Annotated in this window: 25 protein-coding genes; 7 read left to right on the top strand and 18 right to left on the bottom strand. The window is 30.9% G+C overall.

Annotation, left to right across the window (positions count from 1 at the left end; genetic code table 11):
• Window positions 1-4: 4 nt before the first annotated feature.
• The 4 genes from BWR22_RS00290 to BWR22_RS00270 form a co-directional block, all read right to left on the bottom strand.
• Window positions 5-331, bottom strand: a complete 327-nt coding sequence (locus BWR22_RS00290) for an SUF system Fe-S cluster assembly protein (RefSeq protein WP_076731452.1) — start codon at window positions 329-331, stop codon at window positions 5-7.
• Window positions 332-395: 64 nt separating this feature from the next.
• Window positions 396-821, bottom strand: coding sequence for a SufE family protein (locus BWR22_RS00285; protein WP_076731451.1), 426 nt, complete (start codon window positions 819-821; stop codon window positions 396-398).
• 40 nt (window positions 822-861) lie between these two features.
• Window positions 862-1,665 (bottom strand): META domain-containing protein, encoded by an 804-nt coding sequence (locus BWR22_RS14290; RefSeq protein ID WP_083678162.1) that lies wholly within the window; start codon window positions 1,663-1,665, stop codon window positions 862-864.
• A gap of 54 nt (window positions 1,666-1,719) precedes the next feature.
• The gene (locus BWR22_RS00270; protein ID WP_076731450.1) at window positions 1,720-2,934 is read right to left on the bottom strand and encodes an aminotransferase class V-fold PLP-dependent enzyme; all 1,215 of its coding nucleotides are present in this window, start codon (window positions 2,932-2,934) and stop codon (window positions 1,720-1,722) included.
• Window positions 2,935-3,043: 109 nt separating this feature from the next.
• Here BWR22_RS00270 and BWR22_RS00265 point away from each other — a divergent pair, with 109 nt between their 5' ends.
• Together BWR22_RS00265 and BWR22_RS00260 are read left to right on the top strand one after the other, a co-directional pair.
• Window positions 3,044-3,379, top strand: coding sequence for a PadR family transcriptional regulator (locus BWR22_RS00265; RefSeq protein ID WP_076731449.1), 336 nt, complete (start codon window positions 3,044-3,046; stop codon window positions 3,377-3,379).
• Complete coding sequence (locus BWR22_RS00260) at window positions 3,379-3,807, top strand: GldL-related protein (RefSeq protein ID WP_076731448.1); 429 nt, start codon at window positions 3,379-3,381, stop codon at window positions 3,805-3,807. The genes BWR22_RS00265 and BWR22_RS00260 overlap by 1 nt, the downstream gene beginning before the upstream one ends.
• 256 nt (window positions 3,808-4,063) lie before the next feature.
• Here BWR22_RS00260 and sufD read toward each other — a convergent pair whose 3' ends face one another.
• The 10 genes from sufD to BWR22_RS00205 all read right to left on the bottom strand — a co-directional run bounded on the left by sufD (window position 4,064) and on the right by BWR22_RS00205 (window position 14,761).
• Window positions 4,064-5,377, bottom strand: a complete 1,314-nt coding sequence (gene sufD, locus BWR22_RS00250) for a Fe-S cluster assembly protein SufD (RefSeq protein WP_076731446.1) — start codon at window positions 5,375-5,377, stop codon at window positions 4,064-4,066.
• 145 nt (window positions 5,378-5,522) lie between these two features.
• Window positions 5,523-6,275 carry a Fe-S cluster assembly ATPase SufC gene (gene sufC, locus BWR22_RS00245; RefSeq protein ID WP_076734326.1) on the bottom strand — a complete coding sequence of 251 codons (753 nt, stop codon included), beginning with the start codon at window positions 6,273-6,275 and terminating at the stop codon, window positions 5,523-5,525.
• A 4-nt stretch (window positions 6,276-6,279) separates the two neighbouring features.
• Window positions 6,280-6,684, bottom strand: coding sequence for a hypothetical protein (locus BWR22_RS00240; protein ID WP_076731445.1), 405 nt, complete (start codon window positions 6,682-6,684; stop codon window positions 6,280-6,282).
• 40 nt (window positions 6,685-6,724) lie between these two features.
• A complete protein-coding gene (sufB, locus tag BWR22_RS00235) occupies window positions 6,725-8,173 on the bottom strand; it encodes a Fe-S cluster assembly protein SufB (RefSeq protein ID WP_076731444.1) in 1,449 nt (482 codons plus the stop codon).
• Between the two features lie 18 nt (window positions 8,174-8,191).
• Window positions 8,192-8,521 (bottom strand): HesB/IscA family protein, encoded by a 330-nt coding sequence (locus tag BWR22_RS00230; RefSeq protein ID WP_076731443.1) that lies wholly within the window; start codon window positions 8,519-8,521, stop codon window positions 8,192-8,194.
• A 129-nt stretch (window positions 8,522-8,650) separates the two neighbouring features.
• Entirely contained in the window at window positions 8,651-9,718 is a 1,068-nt protein-coding gene (locus BWR22_RS00225; RefSeq protein WP_083678160.1) for a cytochrome-c peroxidase, read from the bottom strand.
• Window positions 9,719-9,726: 8 nt separating this feature from the next.
• Window positions 9,727-10,491 carry an MbnP family protein gene (locus tag BWR22_RS00220; RefSeq protein WP_076731442.1) on the bottom strand — a complete coding sequence of 255 codons (765 nt, stop codon included), beginning with the start codon at window positions 10,489-10,491 and terminating at the stop codon, window positions 9,727-9,729.
• A 1-nt stretch (window position 10,492) separates the two neighbouring features.
• The gene (locus BWR22_RS00215) at window positions 10,493-11,854 is read right to left on the bottom strand and encodes a hypothetical protein (protein WP_076731441.1); all 1,362 of its coding nucleotides are present in this window, start codon (window positions 11,852-11,854) and stop codon (window positions 10,493-10,495) included.
• A 7-nt stretch (window positions 11,855-11,861) separates the two neighbouring features.
• A complete protein-coding gene (locus tag BWR22_RS00210; RefSeq protein WP_076731440.1) occupies window positions 11,862-13,220 on the bottom strand; it encodes a choice-of-anchor B family protein in 1,359 nt (452 codons plus the stop codon).
• Window positions 13,221-13,231: 11 nt separating this feature from the next.
• On the bottom strand, window positions 13,232-14,761 hold the full coding sequence (locus BWR22_RS00205; RefSeq protein WP_076731439.1) for a choice-of-anchor B family protein: 1,530 nt from the start codon (window positions 14,759-14,761) through the stop codon (window positions 13,232-13,234).
• Between the two features lie 170 nt (window positions 14,762-14,931).
• Between BWR22_RS00205 and thiL the strand changes: the two genes are divergently transcribed.
• Complete coding sequence (gene thiL / locus BWR22_RS00200; protein WP_076731438.1) at window positions 14,932-15,978, top strand: thiamine-phosphate kinase; 1,047 nt, start codon at window positions 14,932-14,934, stop codon at window positions 15,976-15,978.
• A 3-nt stretch (window positions 15,979-15,981) separates the two neighbouring features.
• Here thiL and BWR22_RS00195 read toward each other — a convergent pair whose 3' ends face one another.
• Both BWR22_RS00195 and BWR22_RS00190 read right to left on the bottom strand, forming a co-directional pair.
• Entirely contained in the window at window positions 15,982-16,224 is a 243-nt protein-coding gene (locus BWR22_RS00195; RefSeq protein ID WP_076731437.1) for a hypothetical protein, read from the bottom strand.
• A 91-nt stretch (window positions 16,225-16,315) separates the two neighbouring features.
• Entirely contained in the window at window positions 16,316-17,095 is a 780-nt protein-coding gene (locus BWR22_RS00190; RefSeq protein ID WP_076731436.1) for an alpha/beta fold hydrolase, read from the bottom strand.
• 63 nt (window positions 17,096-17,158) lie between these two features.
• Here BWR22_RS00190 and brnQ point away from each other — a divergent pair, with 63 nt between their 5' ends.
• The 4 genes from brnQ (at window position 17,159) to BWR22_RS00170 (ending at window position 20,635) form a co-directional block, all read left to right on the top strand.
• Window positions 17,159-18,460, top strand: a complete 1,302-nt coding sequence (gene brnQ, locus BWR22_RS00185) for a branched-chain amino acid transport system II carrier protein (RefSeq protein ID WP_076731435.1) — start codon at window positions 17,159-17,161, stop codon at window positions 18,458-18,460.
• A 10-nt stretch (window positions 18,461-18,470) separates the two neighbouring features.
• On the top strand, window positions 18,471-19,310 hold the full coding sequence (locus tag BWR22_RS00180; protein ID WP_076731434.1) for a helix-turn-helix domain-containing protein: 840 nt from the start codon (window positions 18,471-18,473) through the stop codon (window positions 19,308-19,310).
• Window positions 19,311-19,666: 356 nt separating this feature from the next.
• On the top strand, window positions 19,667-20,227 hold the full coding sequence (locus tag BWR22_RS00175) for a carboxymuconolactone decarboxylase family protein (protein ID WP_076731433.1): 561 nt from the start codon (window positions 19,667-19,669) through the stop codon (window positions 20,225-20,227).
• 27 nt (window positions 20,228-20,254) lie between these two features.
• Window positions 20,255-20,635 (top strand): cupredoxin domain-containing protein, encoded by a 381-nt coding sequence (locus BWR22_RS00170; protein ID WP_076731432.1) that lies wholly within the window; start codon window positions 20,255-20,257, stop codon window positions 20,633-20,635.
• 53 nt (window positions 20,636-20,688) lie between these two features.
• Here BWR22_RS00170 and BWR22_RS00165 read toward each other — a convergent pair whose 3' ends face one another.
• Window positions 20,689-21,156, bottom strand: a complete 468-nt coding sequence (locus BWR22_RS00165) for a nuclear transport factor 2 family protein (RefSeq protein ID WP_076731431.1) — start codon at window positions 21,154-21,156, stop codon at window positions 20,689-20,691.
• Window positions 21,157-21,166: 10 nt separating this feature from the next.
• Window positions 21,167-21,817, bottom strand: a complete 651-nt coding sequence (locus BWR22_RS00160; protein ID WP_076731430.1) for a hypothetical protein — start codon at window positions 21,815-21,817, stop codon at window positions 21,167-21,169.
• Window positions 21,818-21,831 lie beyond the last annotated feature (14 nt).

Genomic DNA, 21,831 nt, shown 5'->3' with positions numbered 1-21,831 from the left:
TTATTTATAACATACCAAGTTCCAACTTAGCTTCTTCACTCATTAATTCTTGAGTCCATGGTGGATCGAAGGTAATTTCAACTTCAGCATCATTAACGTCTTTAATTGATTTTACTTTTTCTTCTACTTCTAAAGGAAGTGTTTCTGCCACTGGACAATTAGGTGTTGTTAATGTCATTAAAATTTTAACATCGTAGTCTTCGTTTACAAAAACGTCGTAAATTAAACCTAATTCGTATATGTCTACAGGAATTTCTGGGTCATAGATGGTTTTTATAACGGCAACTATTTTTTCTCCTAATGCTGTGGTGTCTATTGTTGTATCACTCATAATTTACTGTTTTTTGTTAATGTGTTTTTCTGTTGTTATAAAATTGTTTTTATAAAAAAACCACTTAACTTAATTGAGTTTGGTACGCAATGGCATACATTTTAATTTGTTTTATCATGCTAACCAAACCATTTGCTCTTGTTGGAGACAAATGCTCTTTTAAACCAATTTTGTCTATAAAATCTGTGTTAGCTTCAATTATATCTTTTGGATGTTGATTAGAGAATGCTCTAATTAAAATAGCAATAATACCTTTTGTAATTATAGCATCACTATCTGCTGTAAATTCCAATGCATTATTTTTTAATTCAGCATGTACCCAAACTTTACTTTGGCATCCTTTAATAATATTGTCTTCGGTTTTAAATTGTTCATCAATTAAAGGTAGGTCTTTGCCTAAATCTATCATATATTGATAGCGTTCCTCCCAATCTTCAAACATTGAAAACTCGTCTATAATTTCGTCTTGTATCTCTTTAATACTTTGCATTTATCAAGTTAATTTTTCTACTACAAATTTACTAAATTCTTTAGTTCTTTTCTGTTGTAGATTTGCCAATATTTACTAGCATACTAACTAAAGGTTCAATTTCTTTATTAGGTTTTCCGGCATCAAAAGCAGGAGTTTTATATGTTTCTCCATCTTTTGTGATTGAAAAATATGCTAATGGAGCACCATCGTATTGGTGAGCTTTGCTTGGAGGCTCTAAAGTTGTAAGAGTTTTTAAATTTAAATTTGAAACCATAGCCATTACTTTAGCCCAATTCTCGTTCGAACAATTAGTTGTCTTAGGTGTATTGTCGTTTCTATTTTGTACACTTACTGTTTTATCTTTTAAAGTTATTTTTTTTGACGCAGCTCTAGTTGAAGTACTATATTCTATACTAATATTATGGTCTTGCATTATTTTGGCATCTGTATTTTTTATAGCAGAAAGTAGTTCTTTTTCTGCTTTTTTAAATATGATTTTATTGTCTTTAATTTCAAAACTAGTAGTTTCGTTTAAAGCAGTTATCATCTGTTGTTCTGCTAAATTATTTTGTTCTTCGCACATTTTTCTAGTTAAACCTAAACCGCTAAAAACAAGACTGTTTTTATTTAAAGTATAATTTCCAAAAAAATTATTGCATCCTGAAAAACCAGAGACACGATTGGTTGTTTCATCAAAAGTAATCGTAAGATTTTTTGAGTTTGTATTTATAACATTAAATGTGCCATTTAATGTTTGTTGGGTTTTATTTGTGTCACTATCTACTAAATTTGTAGTGGCTTTATTACTGGCTCCACAAGCATTTAATATAATAGCAAAGAGTAACATTGTAATTGTTTTCATAATATAATAGTTAATTATTTATAGTATAATATTACAAAAAAGAAGCCAAAGTATTTATGACAACATCATTTTTGCTTTTTTAACACCTTCTATTAAGGTGTCTATTTCTGCTTTAGTGTTGTAAAAAGCAAAAGAAGCGCGTATAGTTCCTGGAATTTTATAATAATCCATAATTGGTTGTGCGCAGTGGTGTCCTGTTCTTACGGCAATTCCCATTTTGTCTAATAGTGTACCAACATCGTATGGATGAATACCTTTAAGGTTAAAACTAATAACAGATGTTTTGTTTATTGAAGTGCCATATATTTTTAAACCTTCAATTTCTAAAAGTCTTTTAGTTCCATAATCTAAAAGTTCTTTTTCGTAAGCAGCAATATTATTAAAACCAATAGCATTCATATAATTTAATGCAGCTCCAAAAGCTATACCGCCGCAAATATTTGGCGTTCCTGCTTCAAATTTATGCGGTAAACCTGCATAAGTTGTTTTTGTAAAACTTACTTGGTCTATCATTTCTCCGCCACCTTGATAAGGCGGTAGTTTATTAAGCCATTCTTCTTTTCCGTATAACATGCCGACACCTGTTGGACCACACATTTTATGTGCCGAAGCAACGTAAAAGTCTACATTTAATGCTTGCACGTCTGGTTTTACATGTGGGCAAGATTGTGCTCCATCTATTAAAACTGCAGCACCAACATTATGCGCTTGTTCTATAATTTTTTCGATAGGATTTATAGTACCTAATGCATTAGATATATGATTGACAAATACTAGTTTTGTTTTGTTTGAAAGCAATTTAGAGTAGCTATCCATTTCCAACTCGCCATTTTGGTTCATTGGTATAACTTTTAAAAGGGCTCCAGTTTTTTCGCATAGCATTTGCCAAGGCACAATATTACTATGATGCTCTAAAGCCGATACGATAACTTCATCGTCTTTTTCTAAAAGTGAAGCAAAGCCATGAGCTACTAAATTAATACTTTCTGTTGTGCCAGAAGTTAATATAATCTCGTAAGCATGTTTTGCATTAAAATGATGCTGAATAGTGTGTCTTGCAGCTTCATATTTATCTGTAGCTTCTTGACTTAATGAATGCACACCTCTGTGAATATTAGCATTATAATTACTGTAATAATCTACAATAACATCTATTACTTGTTGTGGAGTTTGTGAGGTTGCAGCATTGTCAAAATACACCAAAGGTTTACCATTTACTTTACGATTAAGTATTGGGAAATCTGCTCTTATTTTTTTCCAATCTAACATAATACAAATTTAAGGTTTGTTTGATAAAAACAAGTGTAAAGAAAAATATAAATGATAAAAATATTTAAATTTTATGCAAATGCATTTAAATAAAATGTATATTTGAAATATGTATAGTAAAGAATTAACAAAAGGAACGTTGCAACCTATTATTTTAAAGCTTATAAGTGAGCGTAACCAAATGTATGGTTATGAAATAACACAGGAGGTAAAAAAAATAACTCTTAATAAGATTGATATTTCTGAAGGAGCACTGTATCCAATTTTACATAAATTAGAAGCTAAAGGGACATTAAAAACTGAAAAAGTATTTATTGGTAAACGAGTAAGAAAGTATTATAAAGTAACTCCTGAAGGAAAAAAAGTTGTAGAGGAAGTGACTGAAGAGATTAATAATTTTATAGCAACATTAAATTTAATATTTAACCCAAAACCTATTGTATAATGCAAATTGAAGAGGAACATATAAGATTTATAGAAAACAGTTTAAAACTTTATGGTATTAATTCTCAAGATTTAAAAGAAGATTTAGTAGACCATATTTGTAGTTATATTGAAAGTAGAGAGTCTAATAATTTTAATGAATTATATAAAGAAGCAATACAAAAATTTGGTGGTTATTCTAGTTTTCAAAACTTACAATTAGAAACTAATTTTCAAAAATTTTCTAAAAAAGCTAAAGTTGTTAATGTCTTAAAGTTTATAGTAGGCTTAATAATGGTTATCTTGCTGGTAATTGGTTTTCTTTTTAAGATAATGCATTGGCCTTATGCAAATGCAATGTTAATTGTTGCAATATTACTATTTGCGTTTCTATTAATACCACTTTTGTTTTACTCTAAACATAAAAAAATACGCTACAAATTCTCTTAATAACTTTTAGTATGAAAAAATCATTTTATGTTATTGGCTTTTTAACCTTTTTTACTTTAGGAATAGGAGCTATGTTCGAATTTTTAACTTGGCCTTATAGAGGTATTATAGTTTTCATTGGTTTTATATTTTTAAATTTTGGTTTAATACCAATGTATTTTTATCAAAAATATAAACTCGCTAGGAACTAAAATATAAAAGCCTCAAATACTTATTAAGTTTGAGGCTTTTTATCTAATATAAAGCTTTTTGTAGTCTACAAATCGAAGCCAATATTAACACCTAACTTGTTTGCTATTATTTTAGTAATACGTTGTTTTAATTCTGGAATTTTTACAGAACTTAAAACGTTATTACTAAAAGCAAACATTAATAAAGCTCTTGCTTCTTTCTCTGGAATACCACGTTGTTTCATGTAAAACAATGCACTTTCATCTAATTGTCCAATGGTACAACCGTGAGAACATTTAACATCATCTGCAAAAATCTCTAATTGAGGTTTTGTGTTTATCGATGCTTTATCGCTTAATAAAATATTATTATTAGACTGGAATGCGTTAGTTTTTTGTGCTTCTTTTTCAACAACTACTTTACCATTAAAAACACCAGTTGCACTGTCTGCAAAAATACCTTTATAATCTTGGTGGCTTTCGCAATTTGGCTCAATATGATGTACTAATGTGTTGTGGTCTACATGTTGCTTATCTCCAATAATGGTAATACCTTTCATGGTAGAGTCCATACGTTCACCATTTTGGTAAAAGTTAAGATTGTTACGTGTTAATTTACCTCCAAAAGAAAAAGTATGGACAAAACAGTTAGTTTGGTCTTTTTGGTTTACAAAAGTGCTATCTATTAAAGAAGCATTTTTATTATCGTTTTGGATTTTGTAGTAATCTACAATTGCACGCTTATTAGCAAAAATTTCTGTAACACTATTGGTTAAAACAGGATTATCTGTTAAACTTTGGTGACGCTCAATTATTTGTACATGAGAATTCTCGTCTACAACAATTAAATTTCTAGGTTGAAGCAATAATGCTGCCTCGTTTCCTGTAGAAAAGTGTATAATTTGAATTGGTTTTTCTACCAATTTGTTTTTTGGAATATGTATGTAAGCTCCTTCGTTAGAAAATGCTGTGTTTAGTGAAGATAAGCTATCTTTAGTTGCAATTTTATTAAAATAATTTTCGATAACTAACCTATACTTTGGCTTATTTAAAGCAGCAGACATTAAGCATACATCTATACCATCGTGTGTTACTTGTGATAAATGAGAAGAATATTTTCCATCGATAAATACAATTTTATAAGTATCTATATCGTGAATAAAATACTTTTTTATGTCTTTATAATCTATAGCATTCTCTTGCTTCGGGAATACACTATAATCGTGTTTTAAAACACTATTAAGCGATGTGTACTTCCATGCTTCTTCTTTTTTTGATGGAAAACCTTTGGCTTCAAATGTTTTAATAGCTTCATTTCGAATATTGTGTATATGCGAATCAACATCGACTTCATTTTCGAATGCTAAAAAGGATGATACTAATTTTTCTTTTAAACTCATTATTTTTAAGTCTTCAGTACTCAGTTTTCAGTCTTCAGTTTACTTTTTGGTATACTGTTTCTGTTTTCTGCCTACTTATAATTAAACATGGGTAATCAAATTTTAGTAAGTAACTATTTACTGATGTTGATTACTGCTTACTATTTTATGCGTTCACTTCTTCTTTAATCCAGTCGTAACCTTTTTCTTCAAGTTCGTGCGCTAATTCTTTTCCTCCAGATTTAACAATACGTCCATCTAATAAAACATGTACAAAATCTGGAACTATATAATCTAATAAACGCTGGTAATGTGTAATTACTACAACAGCATTGTCTTTAGATTTTAATTTGTTTACTCCATTGGCAACAATACGAAGTGCATCAATATCTAAACCAGAATCTGTTTCGTCTAAGATGGCTAACTTTGGCTCTAGCATTGCCATTTGGAAAATTTCGTTACGTTTCTTTTCTCCTCCAGAAAAACCTTCGTTTAAAGAACGCGATAAGAATTTTCTATCTATTTCTAATAATTCGGATTTTTCACGAATAAGTTTAAGCATATCTTTTGCAGGCATATCTTCTAAGCCTTTTGCTTTACGAGTTTCGTTTATTGCTGTTTTTATAAAGTTTGTTACAGAGACTCCAGGTATTTCTACAGGATATTGAAATGATAAGAAAATACCTTTGTGTGCACGTTCTTCGGCAGCTAAGTCTTCTAAATCTTCTCCATTTAAAACAATTTGTCCTTTCTCGACTTCGTATTCTTCTTTTCCAGCTATTACAGAAGCTAAAGTACTTTTACCTGAACCATTAGGTCCCATAATTGCATGAACTTCGCCTGCTTTTACTTCAAGGTTAATACCTCTTAAAATAGATTTGTCGTCAACACTTGCGTGTAAATCATTTATTTGTAACATAGTTTTATTTTCCAATTTTAATCACTTCTTTTTTTACAGATGGTTCTTTAACACTAATAATTTCTTTAATATCAATACTATATGGCCATCCTTCTTCACCTTCTGGTTTTGGTATTATTTTACCACGAACTTGAACAAGTACACCATCTGTATCTTCTGTTCTAAATGGTTTACCCATTTTATGTAATTCGTGCATTTTTTCATTTAATACAACACCGTATATAGCGCTGTTTCCAACTTGTAAAACTGCAGCGTCTTCATAATAAGAAAATTCACCATTTAATGTGGTTAAACCATCATTTTGTTCTACTGTTTTATTTGTATCGTCTATTGGTGTTTCTGTTTTTGCATCATTTTTACAATTTGTAAAAATGGAAAACATAAGCAGTAAGGTTAATATTTTTTTCATTTTTATTTATTTAAAAACAACTTGCTATTTGGTGTAATTTTTATCCTACAGAACCTTCAAGGCTAATTTCTAATAGTTTTTGTGCTTCTACTGCAAATTCCATTGGTAATTTGTTTAATACATCTTTACTAAAGCCATTTACAATTAATGCTATTGCCTTTTCGGTATCGATTCCACGTTGGTTACAATAGAAAATTTGGTCTTCACCAATTTTACTTGTTGTAGCTTCGTGCTCTATCATAGCACTTTTGTTATTTGCTTCTATATATGGAAATGTGTGTGCACCACACTCGTTACCCATAAGTAAACTATCACATTGGCTAAAGTTACGTGCGTTTTCTGCACGAGAGCTTACTTGTACTAATCCACGATATGAATTTTGAGATTTTCCAGCTGAGATACCTTTAGAAATAATGGTTGATTTGGTGTTTTTTCCCAAATGAATCATTTTTGTTCCTGTATCTGCTTGTTGATAATTATTTGTTACAGCAATAGAATAAAATTCACCTACAGAATTATCTCCTTTTAGAACGCAACTTGGATATTTCCATGTTACAGCACTTCCTGTTTCAACTTGAGTCCATGAGATTTTAGCATTTTTTTCGCATAAACCTCTTTTGGTTACAAAGTTATAAACACCACCTTTTCCTTCTGCATTTCCTGGAAACCAGTTTTGTACTGTTGAGTATTTTATTTCTGCATCGTCAAGCGCAATAAGCTCTACAACTGCAGCGTGTAATTGGTTTTCATCACGACTAGGAGCTGTACAGCCTTCTAGGTAAGAAACATAACTACCTTCGTCTGCAATTACTAATGTACGTTCAAATTGTCCTGTTCCTGCTTGGTTAATTCTAAAATATGTAGACAATTCCATTGGGCATTTTACGCCTTTTGGAATATAACAGAAAGAACCATCACTAAATACTGCAGAGTTTAATGCTGCATAAAAATTGTCTTTAGTTGGAACAACTGTACCAATATATTTTTTAACCAATTCTGGGTGTTCTTGTATGGCTTCAGAAATTGGCATGAAAATAATACCTTTTTCTGCGAGAGTTTTTTTAAAGGTTGTTGCTACTGAAACAGAATCTACAACAATATCCATAGCAATATTGTTCATTTTCTTTTGTTCGTCTACAGAAATTCCTAACTTTTTATACATTGCTAGTAAATCTGGATCTACATCGTCTAATGTTTTGTTTGGGTCTATAGACTTTGGAGCAGAATAATAAGCAATAGCTTGAAAATCTGGTTTGGTGTAATTAACATTTGCCCAATCTGGTTCTTCCATAGATTCCCAAACTCTAAAAGCTTCTAGTCTCCATGCGGTCATCCACTCTGGCTCTTCTTTTTTCTTAGAAATAGCACGAACAATATCTTCGTTTAAACCAATAGGAAATGTTTCAGATTCTATATCGGTATAGAAACCGTACTCGTATTCCTTTGTTTTTAATTCTTCTCTTAAATCGTCTTCAGTGTACTTCGACATAATACGTTCTTTCAATTTTTATAATGAAAATGATTCTCCACAACCACAGGTACGGTTTGCGTTTGGATTATTAAACACGAAACCTGTTCCGTTTAAACCTCCAGAGTATTCTAAAGTGGTGCCAATAAGATATAAAAAGCTTTTTTTATCGACTATGATTTTTACATCATTATCTTCAAAAACTTTATCATCTTCTTCCTTGATTTTATCAAACTTTAAATCGTAAGATAAACCAGAGCAACCTCCACTTTTAACACCAACACGAACAAAATGTTCGTTTGGATTAAAGCCGTCATCTGTCATGAGTTCAACGACTTTCTTTTTAGCTGTATCAGAAACTTTAATCATATTCTTATATAGAATTATCTAAATAGGTTGCAAAGATACAATATTGGTCTGTGTTTACCATACAACCTAACATTATATTAGCATATGGTTAAATAGGTGTTTTTTATAGCCTTTTTTCTTTGTGTTTTCTTACTCTTGAAAGTCAGGGTTGGTAAGAAATGATGGGTCTGAAAGTGATAATAAAAAAGCTTTTAAATCTGCTTTGTCTTCTTCTGAAAGATTAACACCACCAAATTCTACTTTTTTCATAAGCGGATCTATGGTTTCAGAATCTTGTAGTCCTGTGCTGTAAAATTCTATAACCTGGTCTAAAGTTTCAAATCTGCCATCATGCATATAAGGAGCTGTATAGGCAAGGTTTCTAAGCGACGGGCTTCTAAATTTGCCATTATCGTTTTCATCTCCAGTAACACTTCCTAAACCTAAATCTGTAAATGTGGCATCTAAGCCATTGTTATGAAAAGAATTATCTGTCCATAGTGGATTATTTGGGTTTCCATGACAATGGAAGCAATCTCCTCTATCTTCGTCCATAAAAACATTTAAGCCATTTTGTTCTTGAGGTGTAAGAATTGCTTGACCTAATGAAAATTTATCGAATTTTGAATTTGCCGAAATAAGTGTGCGCTCAAATTGAGCTATAGCTTTGGTAGTGAGCTCTTTTGTAATTATTGAGGTTTTAAATGCTAAACGAAATAATTCTGGATACTCTGCATCGCTTTGCAGTCTATCTACTACGTTGTCCCAATCACTATGCATTTCTATAGGATTTTGAACAGGTTCTAATGCTTGACGCTCTAGGCTTAGCTCTTCTCCATCCCAAGTAAAGCGCTCGTTATAATTCCAAGCTAAATTAAATAATGGCATAGAGTTCCTGTCTCCAAAAGTGCCATCTATTCCAGCGCTTGTAGATGTATTGTCTGTAAATGCGTGTTGTGGAGAATGACAAGAGGCACAAGCCATAGTTTGGTCTCCCGAAAGTTTTTTATCATAAAATAACTTTTTACCTAATGCAACACCTTGAACTGTTAGTTGATTGTTAATTGGTATTACTGGTGGGATAATGTTGTTTTTAAATATTTCAGGAATATTTAATGAAAGTGGAGTAGGCTCATAAGTTTCTGTATCTGGTTCGCTCTCTTTAGAGCAAGCCGAAATAGAAATAATTAATATTATATATATGAACCAATTTTTCATAAATTAGTTTACTGTGTAACATTAGTTATGCTAAATACACTTAAAACATTTTCTTGCATCATTTTTTGAGCAGTATAATTAGGCATTAATGGTGTGTCTAAAACATTTAAATCCCACGTGTTTGGGTTTCTAAAAAATTCTGCAATATTCATGTTTACATTTATTGTAGTATTATTTGTTATTACAATAGGTGTTTCTAATTCAATAATTGCAAAATTTTGTTCGAAGTTATCTGTGTCTACACGAGCGGTTCCGTTATGGAAATTAAACGGGCTAGGTGAGGTGTCTACATTATACATACCATCAAACTGTAAAAAGTGATAACCACCACCTAACATTGTTGGCCAATTCCATGAAGCGCTATTTAAATCTAAATAAGCACCGTCAATATTATCCTCTTCATTAAATCCCCAAACAAATTTTAAGGTGTAAGTTCCAGTTGGAATAGTATTGTTTATTGGTGTAAAATTATAAGTGTCTGGTGCTTCTAAATCTGTAAATTTATATCCATCAAAGCTATACGTTTCTCCAGCAGTATTTGTTAATTGTAATCTTGAAACAAGATACCTTAATCTTGTAATGTTTATAGATTCACCATTGGCATTTACTACTGTTTCTGTAGTTAGATTGTTATTATTTATTATTGTATTATCCCAAGTATGAGAAAACGTAAAATTTACATTTGCATTAGCAACTAAATTATCATCGTTATCTTCTGCGCAAGAAGCAAAAATTAAAAAGGTAGATAATAATAAGATGAATGTTTTTTTCATTTTAATCAATGTTAATAATTAGTAAGTCTGAGAATCCTTTATTTTCAGTAATATCTTCATCGTTACTGTAGGTGTCACCAACTACAACAACTTTTTTATTGTTTAATTCGGTAATGCCATAACCATAATCTATGTTGGTTCCTCCAATTGTAGCTTCCCACTCTATGTTGCCAATACTGTTTATTTTAAGTGCCCAAACATCGTTTTGTCCTTTATTTTGTGAAACATCTCCGTCGCTACTTCTTGAGCTTCCGGCTAATAAAAATCCGCCATCTTGTGTTGCAGAAATATCTCTTGCGGCATCAAAACTTGTTCCTCCTAAGGTTTTTTCCCAAAGTAATTCGCCTGAAGGAGAAATTTTAATTAGCCATAAATCTGCCGCACCAATATTATTAGAAATATCTACGTTATTACTTCTAGTGTCTCCTGCTATTAAGTAATTTCCATCGCCAGACTTAACTATAGACCAGGCATCGTCTATTTCTTCTCCTCCAAAAGACTTTTCCCATTCAATATTGCCTGTTTCAGAAATTTTAACAACCCAAAAATCATAAGAGCCAATATTGTTAGAAATATCAGTATCGTCGCTATCTGAGCTTCCCACCATAATATAGCCATTGTCTTCTGTTTGTACTACATTTTGTGGTGTATCGGAAAGTAAGCCACCATAGTATTTACTCCATTGTAAAGTACCAGAATTATCTAATTTTATTGCCCAATAATCTCCTCCTGCATGATTTGTATTATTTTGCTTTGTATTACCTTCTCCATTGGATGCTGTAACATCTAATACTCCGGTAATTAAGTAGCCGGAATCGTTAGTTTGAATAACTGAAATTCCGTAATCTGCACCTTGGTATCCAAAAGACTTTTGCCATAAAATATTTCCTGAAGCATCTAGCTTTGCAAACCAAAAATCATTTTGACCATTGTTGCTAGAAACATCTTCATTATTGCTAAAACTTTCTCCTAAAATGGCATAACCGCCATCATTGGTTTGAATAATGTCTTCTCCTTTATCATCGCCCGTTCCACCATAGGTTTTATTCCATTCTATTTCATTATCTTGATTAAACTTTAAAACCCAAAAATTATAACTTTCATGTTGTTTATCTATTATATCGCCATCCATGCTTTGTGTAAAGCCTAAAACAGCATAACCTCCGTCGCTGGTACTTACAATTTCTTGAGCACTGTCGTTAATAGAGCCTCCAAATGTTTTTACAGCAGTAACTAGACCGGTAGCAGAAGTATTATTTTCTGTAATTACAGCAATATCTCCATCATCGTTTTTACAGCTTATTGATATGATAGTAATTGCAATAAGAGATAGATAAAACAGTACGTTTCTATTATAGTTCATTTAAAAATTAATTACTTTTTCTTAATACAAATAATCCACCTTCAATATCACTAACAATAATATTTCCACTTTCAAAATAAGGGTACACACTCCAAACACCATTAAAATTTGCATTATCATTGTCCGGAAAAGTGTCAAAAAATGCGGTTTCTACCATTGCATTTGATGATGCAGAAATATTAGTAATATCTAATATTCTTAAACCAGCTCTATAATTAGCAAGGTAGAATTCGTTTCCTTTAATATAACCGTTATGATCTATAGCAGTTGTTGGTCCAAAATAAGTTGATGATAATGATGGATTATCTAAATCTGTTAAATTAAAGATTAAAGTTTTTGTGTTGAATCCAAATTCATCTTCATCTAACTCGTCACCTAAAACAAAGTAGGCATGATCGTCTGTAAACCAACCTTGATGTGCGTAATCTATTTGTGGATATGTAAAGTCGCTAATTGGAATTACATTATTTTTATCTGTAACATCAAGTATAACAACTTTGTCTGTGTTGCCATTGCTTCCAACATATATTTGTCTGCCAGTATAATCTAAATCTGGCCCGTTATATGTAACTACTTGAGCGTCGTGAGAGTAACCTCCAGCTGAATAATCGCCTAAAAAAGTTGGGTTAAGAGGATTAGAAATGTCTATAAAAATAGGACCTCCGCCATTTGTTGAAGTACAGCCTACTAAATAGGCAACAGCTTCACTTTCGTTAATAACAATGTTATGGCAGCTACCAACTCCTGTATAAACAGTATCTGCAGTAAAACTTTCGGGAGCATTTGGTACATTTCTTAATCTAGTTAGATCAAAAACCTGCATACCATGATTTCCAACATTATCTGCAACTATAAAAGCATGGTTGTTATAGACTTTAACGTCTCTCCAAGCGTTTGTACCAGCGTTGGTGTTTAATCGTCCTAAAAAAAGAGGATTTACAGGATCTGTAACATCTACAAAGGCAGTACTATTTGTTAAAGCTATTATAGCGTATTCATTGTTATTAGTTGGGTCCGTCCATCCCCAAATATCTGCGCCATTTATACCTGCGCTTCCGCCTAAAATCTCTGCGCTTATAGCAGATAACAAATCTATGCCATTACAAGGATATATGCCTGCCATACCATTTACACAAGGAGTTAAAGCGGTAATACTAGATTCGCAAGCATCTCCTATACCGTTATTATTAGTATCTTCTTGGTCAGGATTAGGAGTGTTTAAACAATTATCTTGTGCATCTGGTATTCCATCGCCGTCTACATCACTAATTTGAATAATGGAATTACCTGTATCATCGTTTGAACAGTTATTTAATGTAAATAATACAATAAGACAAACTATTATGTATGATGTAGTGTTTTTCATTTTTAGATTTATTATTCAATTACCAGTTTTTTGGTAATTGTATTGTTAATTTTTATTAAATAAACTCCTGCTGAATAATCGCTTACGGGTAAAACGAATTCTTGACTATTAATATTGTTCCTTTTATATACTTTTTGGCCAAGAATAGTATAGATTTCAATAGATTTAATGATATTATTTTTATCACCTTTTAAAGTCGAAGTCGAAGTTGTAGGATTTGGAGATAAATGAAAATTTTCTTGTAATTTAAAATTAGGTGTATTTAAAGTACCACTTTTTCTTACTATAAATAGACCACTTTCTATATCGCTAATAATAATATTTCCACTTGAAAAATAAGGGTAAACACTCCATGCACCATTAAAGTTAGCGCTATTACTTGACGGAAAAGTGTCAAAATAACCAATTTCGGCATTAGAATTATTAGTCGATATTAATGTTGGTACATCTAAAACACGTAAACCAGCTCTATAGTTTGCCATATAAAATTTATTTCCGTTAACATACCCATTATGGTCTATAGCAGCAGTTGGTCCATAATAATCATTAATTAAATTTAAAGCAGGATTGTTAAAATTAGCATCTAAATCTTGGAAATCGAAAATTAAAGTACGTGTATTGTTCCCAAAAGATTGTTCATCGGTTTCATCTCCCAAAATAAAATAACGTTGATCGTCTGTAAACCAACCTTGATGAGCATAAGATATTTGAGGATAAGAGAAAGTTCCTATTGGAATAATATTGTTTTTGTTAGTAACATCTAAAATTACTACAGTATCCGAGTTTCCATTACTTCCTATATAAATTTGTCTTCCAGTTATGCCATTTGCAGGATCGTAATAATCTGTATCTGGACCTGTGTATGTAACTACTTGTGCATCGTGAGAATATCCACCAGCAGTATAATCTCCAACAACATTTGGATTTGATGGGTTGGAAATATCTACAAAAATTGGGCCTCCTCCATTTGCAGAACCGCAACCTACTAAGTAAGCAATACCTTCAAATTCATTTATAACAATGTTGTGGCAGCTACCAATAGTAATTTCTCCTTCTCCTCCATTTCCTTGAAACCTTAAAACTTGGTTACCATCATAGGTTAGATCTGCATCAACACCATTTCTTAAAATTGTTAAATCGAATATTTGCATACCGTGATTTCCAACGTTATCTGCAACAATAAAAGCATGGTTGTTATATACCTTAACATCCCTCCAAAACGAATTGTTTCCATTTGCAGTTTCTATACGTCCTAAAAATACAGGATTAATAGGATTGGTAATATCTACAAAAGCCGTACTATTTGTTGTTGCAACTATGGCATATTCTTTTCCGTCTAATGGATCTGTCCATCCCCAAATGTCACTACCTTCTGGGTTTCCAGAAGTTGTTGCAAGTGTGGAAATTGGTATTCTAGACATTAAATCATAATCATTACAAGGATAAATATCTGCCATACCAGATTCGCAAGGAGTTTGGGCATTCGAAAGCAATGAATAAGAAGTAAAAACAAGTAGAAATAAAAAGTAATTTTTAAACATGAGGCTTAATCTTAATTAAAGATGGTTTGCGAAATTAACGAAAAATAAAGATAAAATGTTGGTTTATAGTATGAAAATACAGGGTTGTAAAGTTTGGGTGTTATTTTTTATGCAGAAAAAACAAAGTAAATTTTACATTACTTATTAATTCATCTTCTTATTTTTGCATTATGATAGAAGATAAAAATCAAGCACGTACACCATTAAGTGAATTAGGTGAATTTGGACTTATAGATCACTTAACCAAACAATTTGAAATTAAACACACATCTACAGTAAAAAGTATTGGAGATGATGCTGCAGTTTTAGAGTTTAGTAATAAACAAATTGTAGTAACTACAGATATGTTGGTAGAAGGTGTGCATTTCGATTTAAGCTATGTTCCTTTAAAGCATTTAGGATATAAGTCTGTAATTGTAAATTTATCTGATGTTTACGCTATGAATGCTCAAGCAACTCAGGTAACAGTTTCTATAGCAGTTTCAAATAGATTTCCTTTAGAAGCTTTAGAAGCTTTATATGAAGGTGTTGCTTTAGCATCTAAAATATATAATATTGATGTTGTTGGTGGAGATACTACCTCTTCAACTTCTGGTTTATTAATTTCTGTTACAGCTATTGGAGAAGTAAATCCTGAAGATGCAGTATATAGAACAGGTGCAAAACCTAACGATTTACTTGTTGTAACCGGAGATTTAGGTGGTGCTTATATGGGACTTCAAGTTTTGGAGCGTGAAAAAGAAGTGTTTAAAGTGAACCCAAATAACCAACCAGATTTAGATGCTTATACTTATATTATGGAGCGTCAATTAAAACCTGAAGCTAGAAAAGATATTGTAAAACTTCTTAAAGATTTAGATGTAAAACCAACATCTATGATTGATGTAAGCGATGGTCTTTCTTCAGAAATTTTACATATTTGTAAAGCTAGTAAGGTAGGATGCGATTTATATGAAGATAAATTACCACTTGATCCTCAGGTTATTTCTACTTGCGAAGAATTTAATATAGATAGTACAACTGTTGTGCTAAATGGAGGTGAAGATTATGAGTTATTAATGACTATTTCTCAAAAAGATTTTCCAAAAATAAAAGCAAATCCTAATTTAACTGTTATAGGTTATATAACAGATGAAAGTGTTGGAGCAAATCTAGTAACTAGAGGTGATACAAAAATACCGTTGCAAGCACAAGGTTGGAAGAATTTTAATAGCTAAAATTTAAGATGTCATTTTATAAGCAATATGTAGTTCTTCTCTACGCAATCTTGCTTGCCTTTTATTGTGTATTCGAGAAAGAATAGAATTAATTTCTTGATATTTTGGTGTAAGCTCTACTAATTGTCCATTGCCATTAGTAGTTAATTGCTTATTACAATTACAACATTTATACTCTTTTACGTGATACGTTACTTTTTTAGAAACTTCGTATTTATGGCCAAATAGATTACAAAATACAGACATGGTTAATTAAGTTTTTAAGATGATTTTGACTTTGAACTTTGATTAATAGGCAGTTAAATATATATAAAAAATTAATATCATCGTTTAAAAGTTATATTTTTTCGATAAAAAGCACAATTTGTTTAATAAAATCTATTTTGTTTTCGATATGGCTCATATGTCCTTCTGAAAAAATATAACTTTCAATATTGTGATTTTTAGTAAATTTTAGAATGTTTTCAACATCAAGAATAGTATCTTTTTTACCTAATAATACTATTTTTTTAAATGATGCTTCAGTAAAAAAAGTAGAAGAATCTTCTCTTAACCGCATACCTTCATTTGCAGACATATAACCTTGAATAGGTGTTTTAAGTGCTGTTTTTAAAGCTTCATTATAAGCTTCGTTATATTTTAATTTACTTTCGGCGCTAAAAAGATTGGCAAAACTCATGCGTACCATATTTTCATAATTGTTTTGTACCATTTTGTTAGCGCGAGCTCTTAGTTGTTTTCTTTCAATACTATCTTCTTGATATGTAGAGTTTAATAAACATAAACCTTTAACGCTTTCTGAGTGTTTTTTTGCAAAAGCTAAAGCTACATAACCACCCATAGAATGACCTATAAAAATGTATTTACGAAGTTTTAATGTTTTTAAAACAAAATAAACAGCATTTGCCATATCTTCCATTGTATGTATGTAACCCAAACATGCTGTTTTGCCGTGTCCTAATAAATCTATTGTAATTACTCTGTTTTTTTTAGCTAATACAGGTGTTAATGTGTCCCACATCGAGCTGTCTTCTAAAAAACCATGAAGCAAAACAACAACTTGACCTTTGCCTGTGTCCGAATAAAAAACGGGTATTCCTTTGTAATCTAAAATCATTTTTAAAGTATATTAGACAAATATAATTAAGAGCATTGCCAATGCTTAATTTTTTAAAAATAAATGATAAACACTAAAAATTTACTTGTTACTAGTTTTGCTTTATTTTCTTTATTTTTTGGAGCAGGAAATTTATTGTTGCCTCCACTTTTAGGATATAATGCTGGTGAAAACTGGTTTTGGGTTACTTTGGGTTTTATAATAACAGCAGTTGCTATTCCAATAATTGGTATTTATGCGCATGCTAAGTTGCAAGGCACTTTATACGATTTTGGTAAAAAAGTATCACCTTTTTTTAGTTTGGTATATTGTGTTTTAATATATGTAATTGCTGTTTCCATTCCATCTCCAAGAACAGCTGCAGCTACTCATGAAATAGCTATACATCCCAATTTTGGTACTTCACCTTTATTAACAAGTGGTATCTATTTTGTTTTGGTGTTAATTTTTGCACTCAATAGATCAAAAATATTAGACCTTATAGGTAAATACCTAACACCTTTTATAGTGTTAATGTTACTTTTAGTTATAGGAATAGGTTTGTACTCTACTCAAATGGTAACAAATGCAACTCAATTTAAAGCACCTGTTGTAAGTGGTATTTTAGAAGGTTATCAAACTTTCGATGCTATAGGAGCTGTAGTAGTGGGAGCCGTAATAATAATCTCTATAAATTTAAAGACAAAGGCTCCTTTTAAAGAGAAAAAAAATCTTATAAAAAAAGCTGGGCTTATAGCAGGATTAGCACTGTTTATTATTTATGCTGGATTAATTGCTGTTGGTGCTTTTTATGGCTCCGAAATAGATGTAAATAGCGCTTTAAGTAGCGATATGCAACGTGCAAATTTATTAACAGGTATTACCAAACAAGCACTAGGAACTTTTGGTAATACCGTTTTAAGTATATTAATAGCATTAGCATGTTTTACAACTGCTGTAGGTATTGTAACAGGAACTGCAGATTATTTTAAAGGTTTAATTAATAACTCGCAAACAGTTTATGTAGTAACAGCTATAATTGCTAGTGTTTTTGGAGTAATAATAGGTCAATTAGATTTTAATTCTATTATAGTAATAGCGTTACCCGTTTTGTTATTTATTTATCCAATAACAATTGTGCTTATTTTACTAAATGCACTTCCAGATAAATATGCATCAAAATTAGTGTTTCGTATTGTTGTTTTGCTAACATTTGTTTTTAGTATTCCAGATGTTTTAGGCTTTTTAACGCCATCTAAAGAATTAAGTAGTGTTATAGATGTTATTCCATTTGCAAAACATAGTTTAGGTTGGGTCTTGCCAGCTTTTATTGGGTTTATTTTGTTAAATTTTAAAACTTTTACGACTAAAGCTATATCTAATTAATATTTGCAATATGGCAGAGCAAGACATTAAAAAATACGCTTATAAAAATATATTTTCACTTAGTGTTGTCCAGTTTGAAAAAGCTTGTGTTTTTAATAAACCAGAACAGGTAGATGCATATAGTATTTATTGGATACAAAAAGGAAAAGGCACATATAATATAGATTTTGAAAGTTATGATTTTCAAGATAATATTTTGTTTTTTCTCTCTCCAGGACAAGTGTTTTCTATAGATACCGAAAAAATTAATACAGCATATAAAATTACATTTGTTCGTGACTTTTATTGTATTCAAACACATGATAAGGAGGTTGCTTGTAATGGTGTACTATTTAATAACGTTTACAAAACGCCTTTTGTAAAACCTTGTAAAAGAGATACGCAAAAATTACAATTAATATTAGAAGGTTTAATAGAAGAGTTTACTACTACCGAAGCAGCACAATACGATATGCTTCAAACCTATTTAAAACAATTTATTATTCATGCCGTTCGTGTACAAAAAGAACATCAAACAATAAAAAAAGACGAAGAAACTAAGCTCTTCAAAGACTTTAGTATATTGGTAGAACAAAACTTTAAAACACTTCATACTGTTACAGAATATGCAAATAGGTTAGGGCTTTCACCAAAATCCCTAACAAAGCATTTTAATAAAATAGGAAATCAAACACCTAGCGATTTTATTAAAAATAGAATTATCCTAGAAGCCAAAAGACAACTCATTTACTCTAACGATTCAGTAAAACAAATAGCCTACAAACTAGGTTTTAATGATGCAGCCTATTTTACCAGATTCTTTAAAAAAGCAACATTAAAATCACCACTTCAATTTAAAAAAGAATATTAATTTTTTGGGCGTGACCATAAAGGTCTGGCTGTACATTATATCTTTTTTTTGCCATATATAGCAGCAAAAAAAAGGATGCCATTTCCATCCTTCACGCAATAATTACAGGTTCAAAACTCTGTAAAAACCCAAACAAACAAGTAAGTCCAAGAATAAGGAACTTTTGTCCATTTTTAAAAGCATCTTCTCGTCGCATCTTTGCATTGTAATTAAAACAAAACAAATTATGAGCGAAGCACAAAACACACAATGTCCAAATTGTTGGGGATTTCAAGAATACGACGAAGCACAACCAGATAATAAAATTTGCGATTGTAAATAGAAATAAAAAACAAATTAATAAAAAATTAAAAATTATGAGCACAAGAATTCAAACACTAAATCCAGAAACTACAACAGGAAAATCTAAAGAACTATTTAATGCAGTACAAAGCAAATTGGGTTTTATACCAAACCTAATAAAAGTATTTGGAAACTCTCCAGCAACCTTACAAACCTACTTAAGTTTAGGCGAATTAACAGCTAGTGGAAACTTTAATAACAAATTTAGAGAACAATTAGCATTAGCAATTGCCGAAGAAAACGCATGTAATTATTGCTTATCTGCACACACAGCAATAGGAAAAATGAATGGCTTAACAGAAGAGCAAACAGAATTAAGCAGACAAGCAATTGCGGCAGACACAAAAACGCAAGCAGGATTACAATTTGCACAAGCAGTAACAAAAAACAGAGGACAAGTTTCTGTACAAGCAATACAAGACGTAAAAGCAGCAGGTTATAACGATGGAGACATTTTAGAAATAGTGCTTAATGTAGTATCAAACACACTAACAAACTACGTAAATCACATTGCAGAAACCGAAGTAGATTTCCCAAATGTAGAAGCAGGAAAATTCACAATAACAAACAATTAATATAATAAACAAGTAAAACACAAAATCATGAAAAATTTATTTATCGCCATTTTTTTAGTAGCATTCTCAATTACAGCAACAGCTCAAGACAAAATGAACAAAACAGTTAAAACTGTTGCCTTAGAACAAACATTAGGAGAATTTACACAACAATCTTTAACATTAAAGGAAGGAACTTATGTGTTTAATGTAACAAACACAAATGCCGCACCAGAAGTAGGATTAGTTTTAATAGAAGCAGGAAAAGATGGAAACAATGCTAAAAACCATATTGCAGATGCATACGTAACACAAATGGTAAAGCATGGCGAAACACAATCTTCAAAAGAAGTGACACTTACAAAAGGCACATATAAATATTTTTGTCCTTTTAATAAAACACCACAGTATACTTTAGTAGTGGAGTAATTAATAATTAGTTTTTAAGTAAAAAAGCGAGCTTGTAGAGGCTCGCTTTTTGTTTATTTTTTACTTATAAAATTATCTAATTTTTTTCTAGTGGTTTTTTGAATTTTAGTTTTCATAAAAGGAGTCCATCCTAATAATAATCCTGTAAAACCAAGTGCTTGTTTAGACCAGTTCCATAAATTAAAAGTGTCTATATGTTTTATTATTTTGCCATTTTTAAAGGTAAAATTTGCAGTAATATTATTAACTACTTTTCTGTTTTTATTGCCATAAAGATATTTTGCAGTCCAGTTAACAGCGCCTTTATTTCCTTCTGTTGTTATGTTTGTAAAAGTAATTTTGGTAGTATTACTTTTTTTAGAGAGCAACATTCTCCACATATTAAAAACATCGTTTCCTTTTAATGTTCCAAATGCAGGATCTTTAAATAGTACATCTTCATGGTAACAGCTAATCATTTCTTCTGCATTGCCACTGGAAAAATCAGTGTAAAATTTTTCTATTAATTCTTTATTATTCATAAATTAAATATTAATTATTCAACCTTTTTATAGCAGAAAAAGCTTTTTCTACATTTTCGTTTTCAACTAAAACTGTAAATTCATTTGTAGTAGAAATTACTTCGTATAACGAAATACCTTCCCAAGCAAAGCGTTTAAATATTTGGTAGTATAACCCAGAAATTTTAGAATTATTTTCAGGTAAACGAATACTTATTGCAGATAGATTTTCTTGTAACCCAATCATGAATTCATTTTTAAAATAATTTTGTGTTTTCTGTTTTTCTGAAGCTGAAATCACCAAATTACTTTCGTAAATACCACGTGAGAAACCATAAAAGATATTACTATCTATGGTTTCTAATAGCTTACTGTGACTGTTAATTAAAGTTTTAGAATTTTTAAATGTAAAATCAACCAAATTTGAACGCACAGTAATGTCTCCTAAATTTTTTAAAACTAATTTTAACTGATTAGAATGTCTTAAATCTTTAGGAGGATTATAGCGACGTAATGCCATCATTATAGCACCTGTTTTTACTGGTTTTCGTAGCATAGCGCCAATAGGCGCTTGTAATTCTTCTGCTAAGGCAGAAAAATTAATAATACTTCGTGATAATGCTTCCTCGAGAAACGGTTGTGTTACTAAAATCTCTTCAACACAAGTAGCAATAGTTTTCATTTTTGTTAATTATT

The organism is Lacinutrix venerupis (assembly GCF_001971745.1).
Taxonomy (GTDB): domain Bacteria; phylum Bacteroidota; class Bacteroidia; order Flavobacteriales; family Flavobacteriaceae; genus Lacinutrix; species Lacinutrix venerupis.
Note: the sequence above shows the minus strand (reverse complement) of the source record. Positions and strands in the feature narration are given on the sequence as shown.

Coding starts and splice junctions, on each gene's coding strand:
- BWR22_RS00210 (WP_076731440.1), bottom strand. CDS start 13,220: ATGAAAAACACTACATCATACATAATAGTTTGTCTTATTGTATTATTT.
- BWR22_RS00265 (WP_076731449.1), top strand. CDS start 3,044: ATGTATAGTAAAGAATTAACAAAAGGAACGTTGCAACCTATTATTTTA.
- thiL (WP_076731438.1), top strand. CDS start 14,932: ATGATAGAAGATAAAAATCAAGCACGTACACCATTAAGTGAATTAGGT.
- sufC (WP_076734326.1), bottom strand. CDS start 6,275: ATGTTACAAATAAATGATTTACACGCAAGTGTTGACGACAAATCTATT.
- BWR22_RS00165 (WP_076731431.1), bottom strand. CDS start 21,156: ATGAATAATAAAGAATTAATAGAAAAATTTTACACTGATTTTTCCAGT.
- BWR22_RS00180 (WP_076731434.1), top strand. CDS start 18,471: ATGGCAGAGCAAGACATTAAAAAATACGCTTATAAAAATATATTTTCA.
- BWR22_RS00195 (WP_076731437.1), bottom strand. CDS start 16,224: ATGTCTGTATTTTGTAATCTATTTGGCCATAAATACGAAGTTTCTAAA.
- BWR22_RS00240 (WP_076731445.1), bottom strand. CDS start 6,684: ATGAAAAAAATATTAACCTTACTGCTTATGTTTTCCATTTTTACAAAT.
- BWR22_RS00260 (WP_076731448.1), top strand. CDS start 3,379: ATGCAAATTGAAGAGGAACATATAAGATTTATAGAAAACAGTTTAAAA.
- BWR22_RS00290 (WP_076731452.1), bottom strand. CDS start 331: ATGAGTGATACAACAATAGACACCACAGCATTAGGAGAAAAAATAGTT.
- BWR22_RS00190 (WP_076731436.1), bottom strand. CDS start 17,095: ATGATTTTAGATTACAAAGGAATACCCGTTTTTTATTCGGACACAGGC.
- BWR22_RS00205 (WP_076731439.1), bottom strand. CDS start 14,761: ATGTTTAAAAATTACTTTTTATTTCTACTTGTTTTTACTTCTTATTCA.
- BWR22_RS00220 (WP_076731442.1), bottom strand. CDS start 10,491: ATGAAAAAAACATTCATCTTATTATTATCTACCTTTTTAATTTTTGCT.
- BWR22_RS00285 (WP_076731451.1), bottom strand. CDS start 821: ATGCAAAGTATTAAAGAGATACAAGACGAAATTATAGACGAGTTTTCA.
- BWR22_RS00160 (WP_076731430.1), bottom strand. CDS start 21,817: ATGAAAACTATTGCTACTTGTGTTGAAGAGATTTTAGTAACACAACCG.
- brnQ (WP_076731435.1), top strand. CDS start 17,159: ATGATAAACACTAAAAATTTACTTGTTACTAGTTTTGCTTTATTTTCT.
- BWR22_RS00230 (WP_076731443.1), bottom strand. CDS start 8,521: ATGATTAAAGTTTCTGATACAGCTAAAAAGAAAGTCGTTGAACTCATG.
- BWR22_RS14290 (WP_083678162.1), bottom strand. CDS start 1,665: ATGAAAACAATTACAATGTTACTCTTTGCTATTATATTAAATGCTTGT.
- BWR22_RS00170 (WP_076731432.1), top strand. CDS start 20,255: ATGAAAAATTTATTTATCGCCATTTTTTTAGTAGCATTCTCAATTACA.
- sufD (WP_076731446.1), bottom strand. CDS start 5,377: ATGAGTTTAAAAGAAAAATTAGTATCATCCTTTTTAGCATTCGAAAAT.
- BWR22_RS00215 (WP_076731441.1), bottom strand. CDS start 11,854: ATGAACTATAATAGAAACGTACTGTTTTATCTATCTCTTATTGCAATT.
- BWR22_RS00225 (WP_083678160.1), bottom strand. CDS start 9,718: ATGAAAAATTGGTTCATATATATAATATTAATTATTTCTATTTCGGCT.
- BWR22_RS00175 (WP_076731433.1), top strand. CDS start 19,667: ATGAGCACAAGAATTCAAACACTAAATCCAGAAACTACAACAGGAAAA.
- sufB (WP_076731444.1), bottom strand. CDS start 8,173: ATGTCGAAGTACACTGAAGACGATTTAAGAGAAGAATTAAAAACAAAG.
- BWR22_RS00270 (WP_076731450.1), bottom strand. CDS start 2,934: ATGTTAGATTGGAAAAAAATAAGAGCAGATTTCCCAATACTTAATCGT.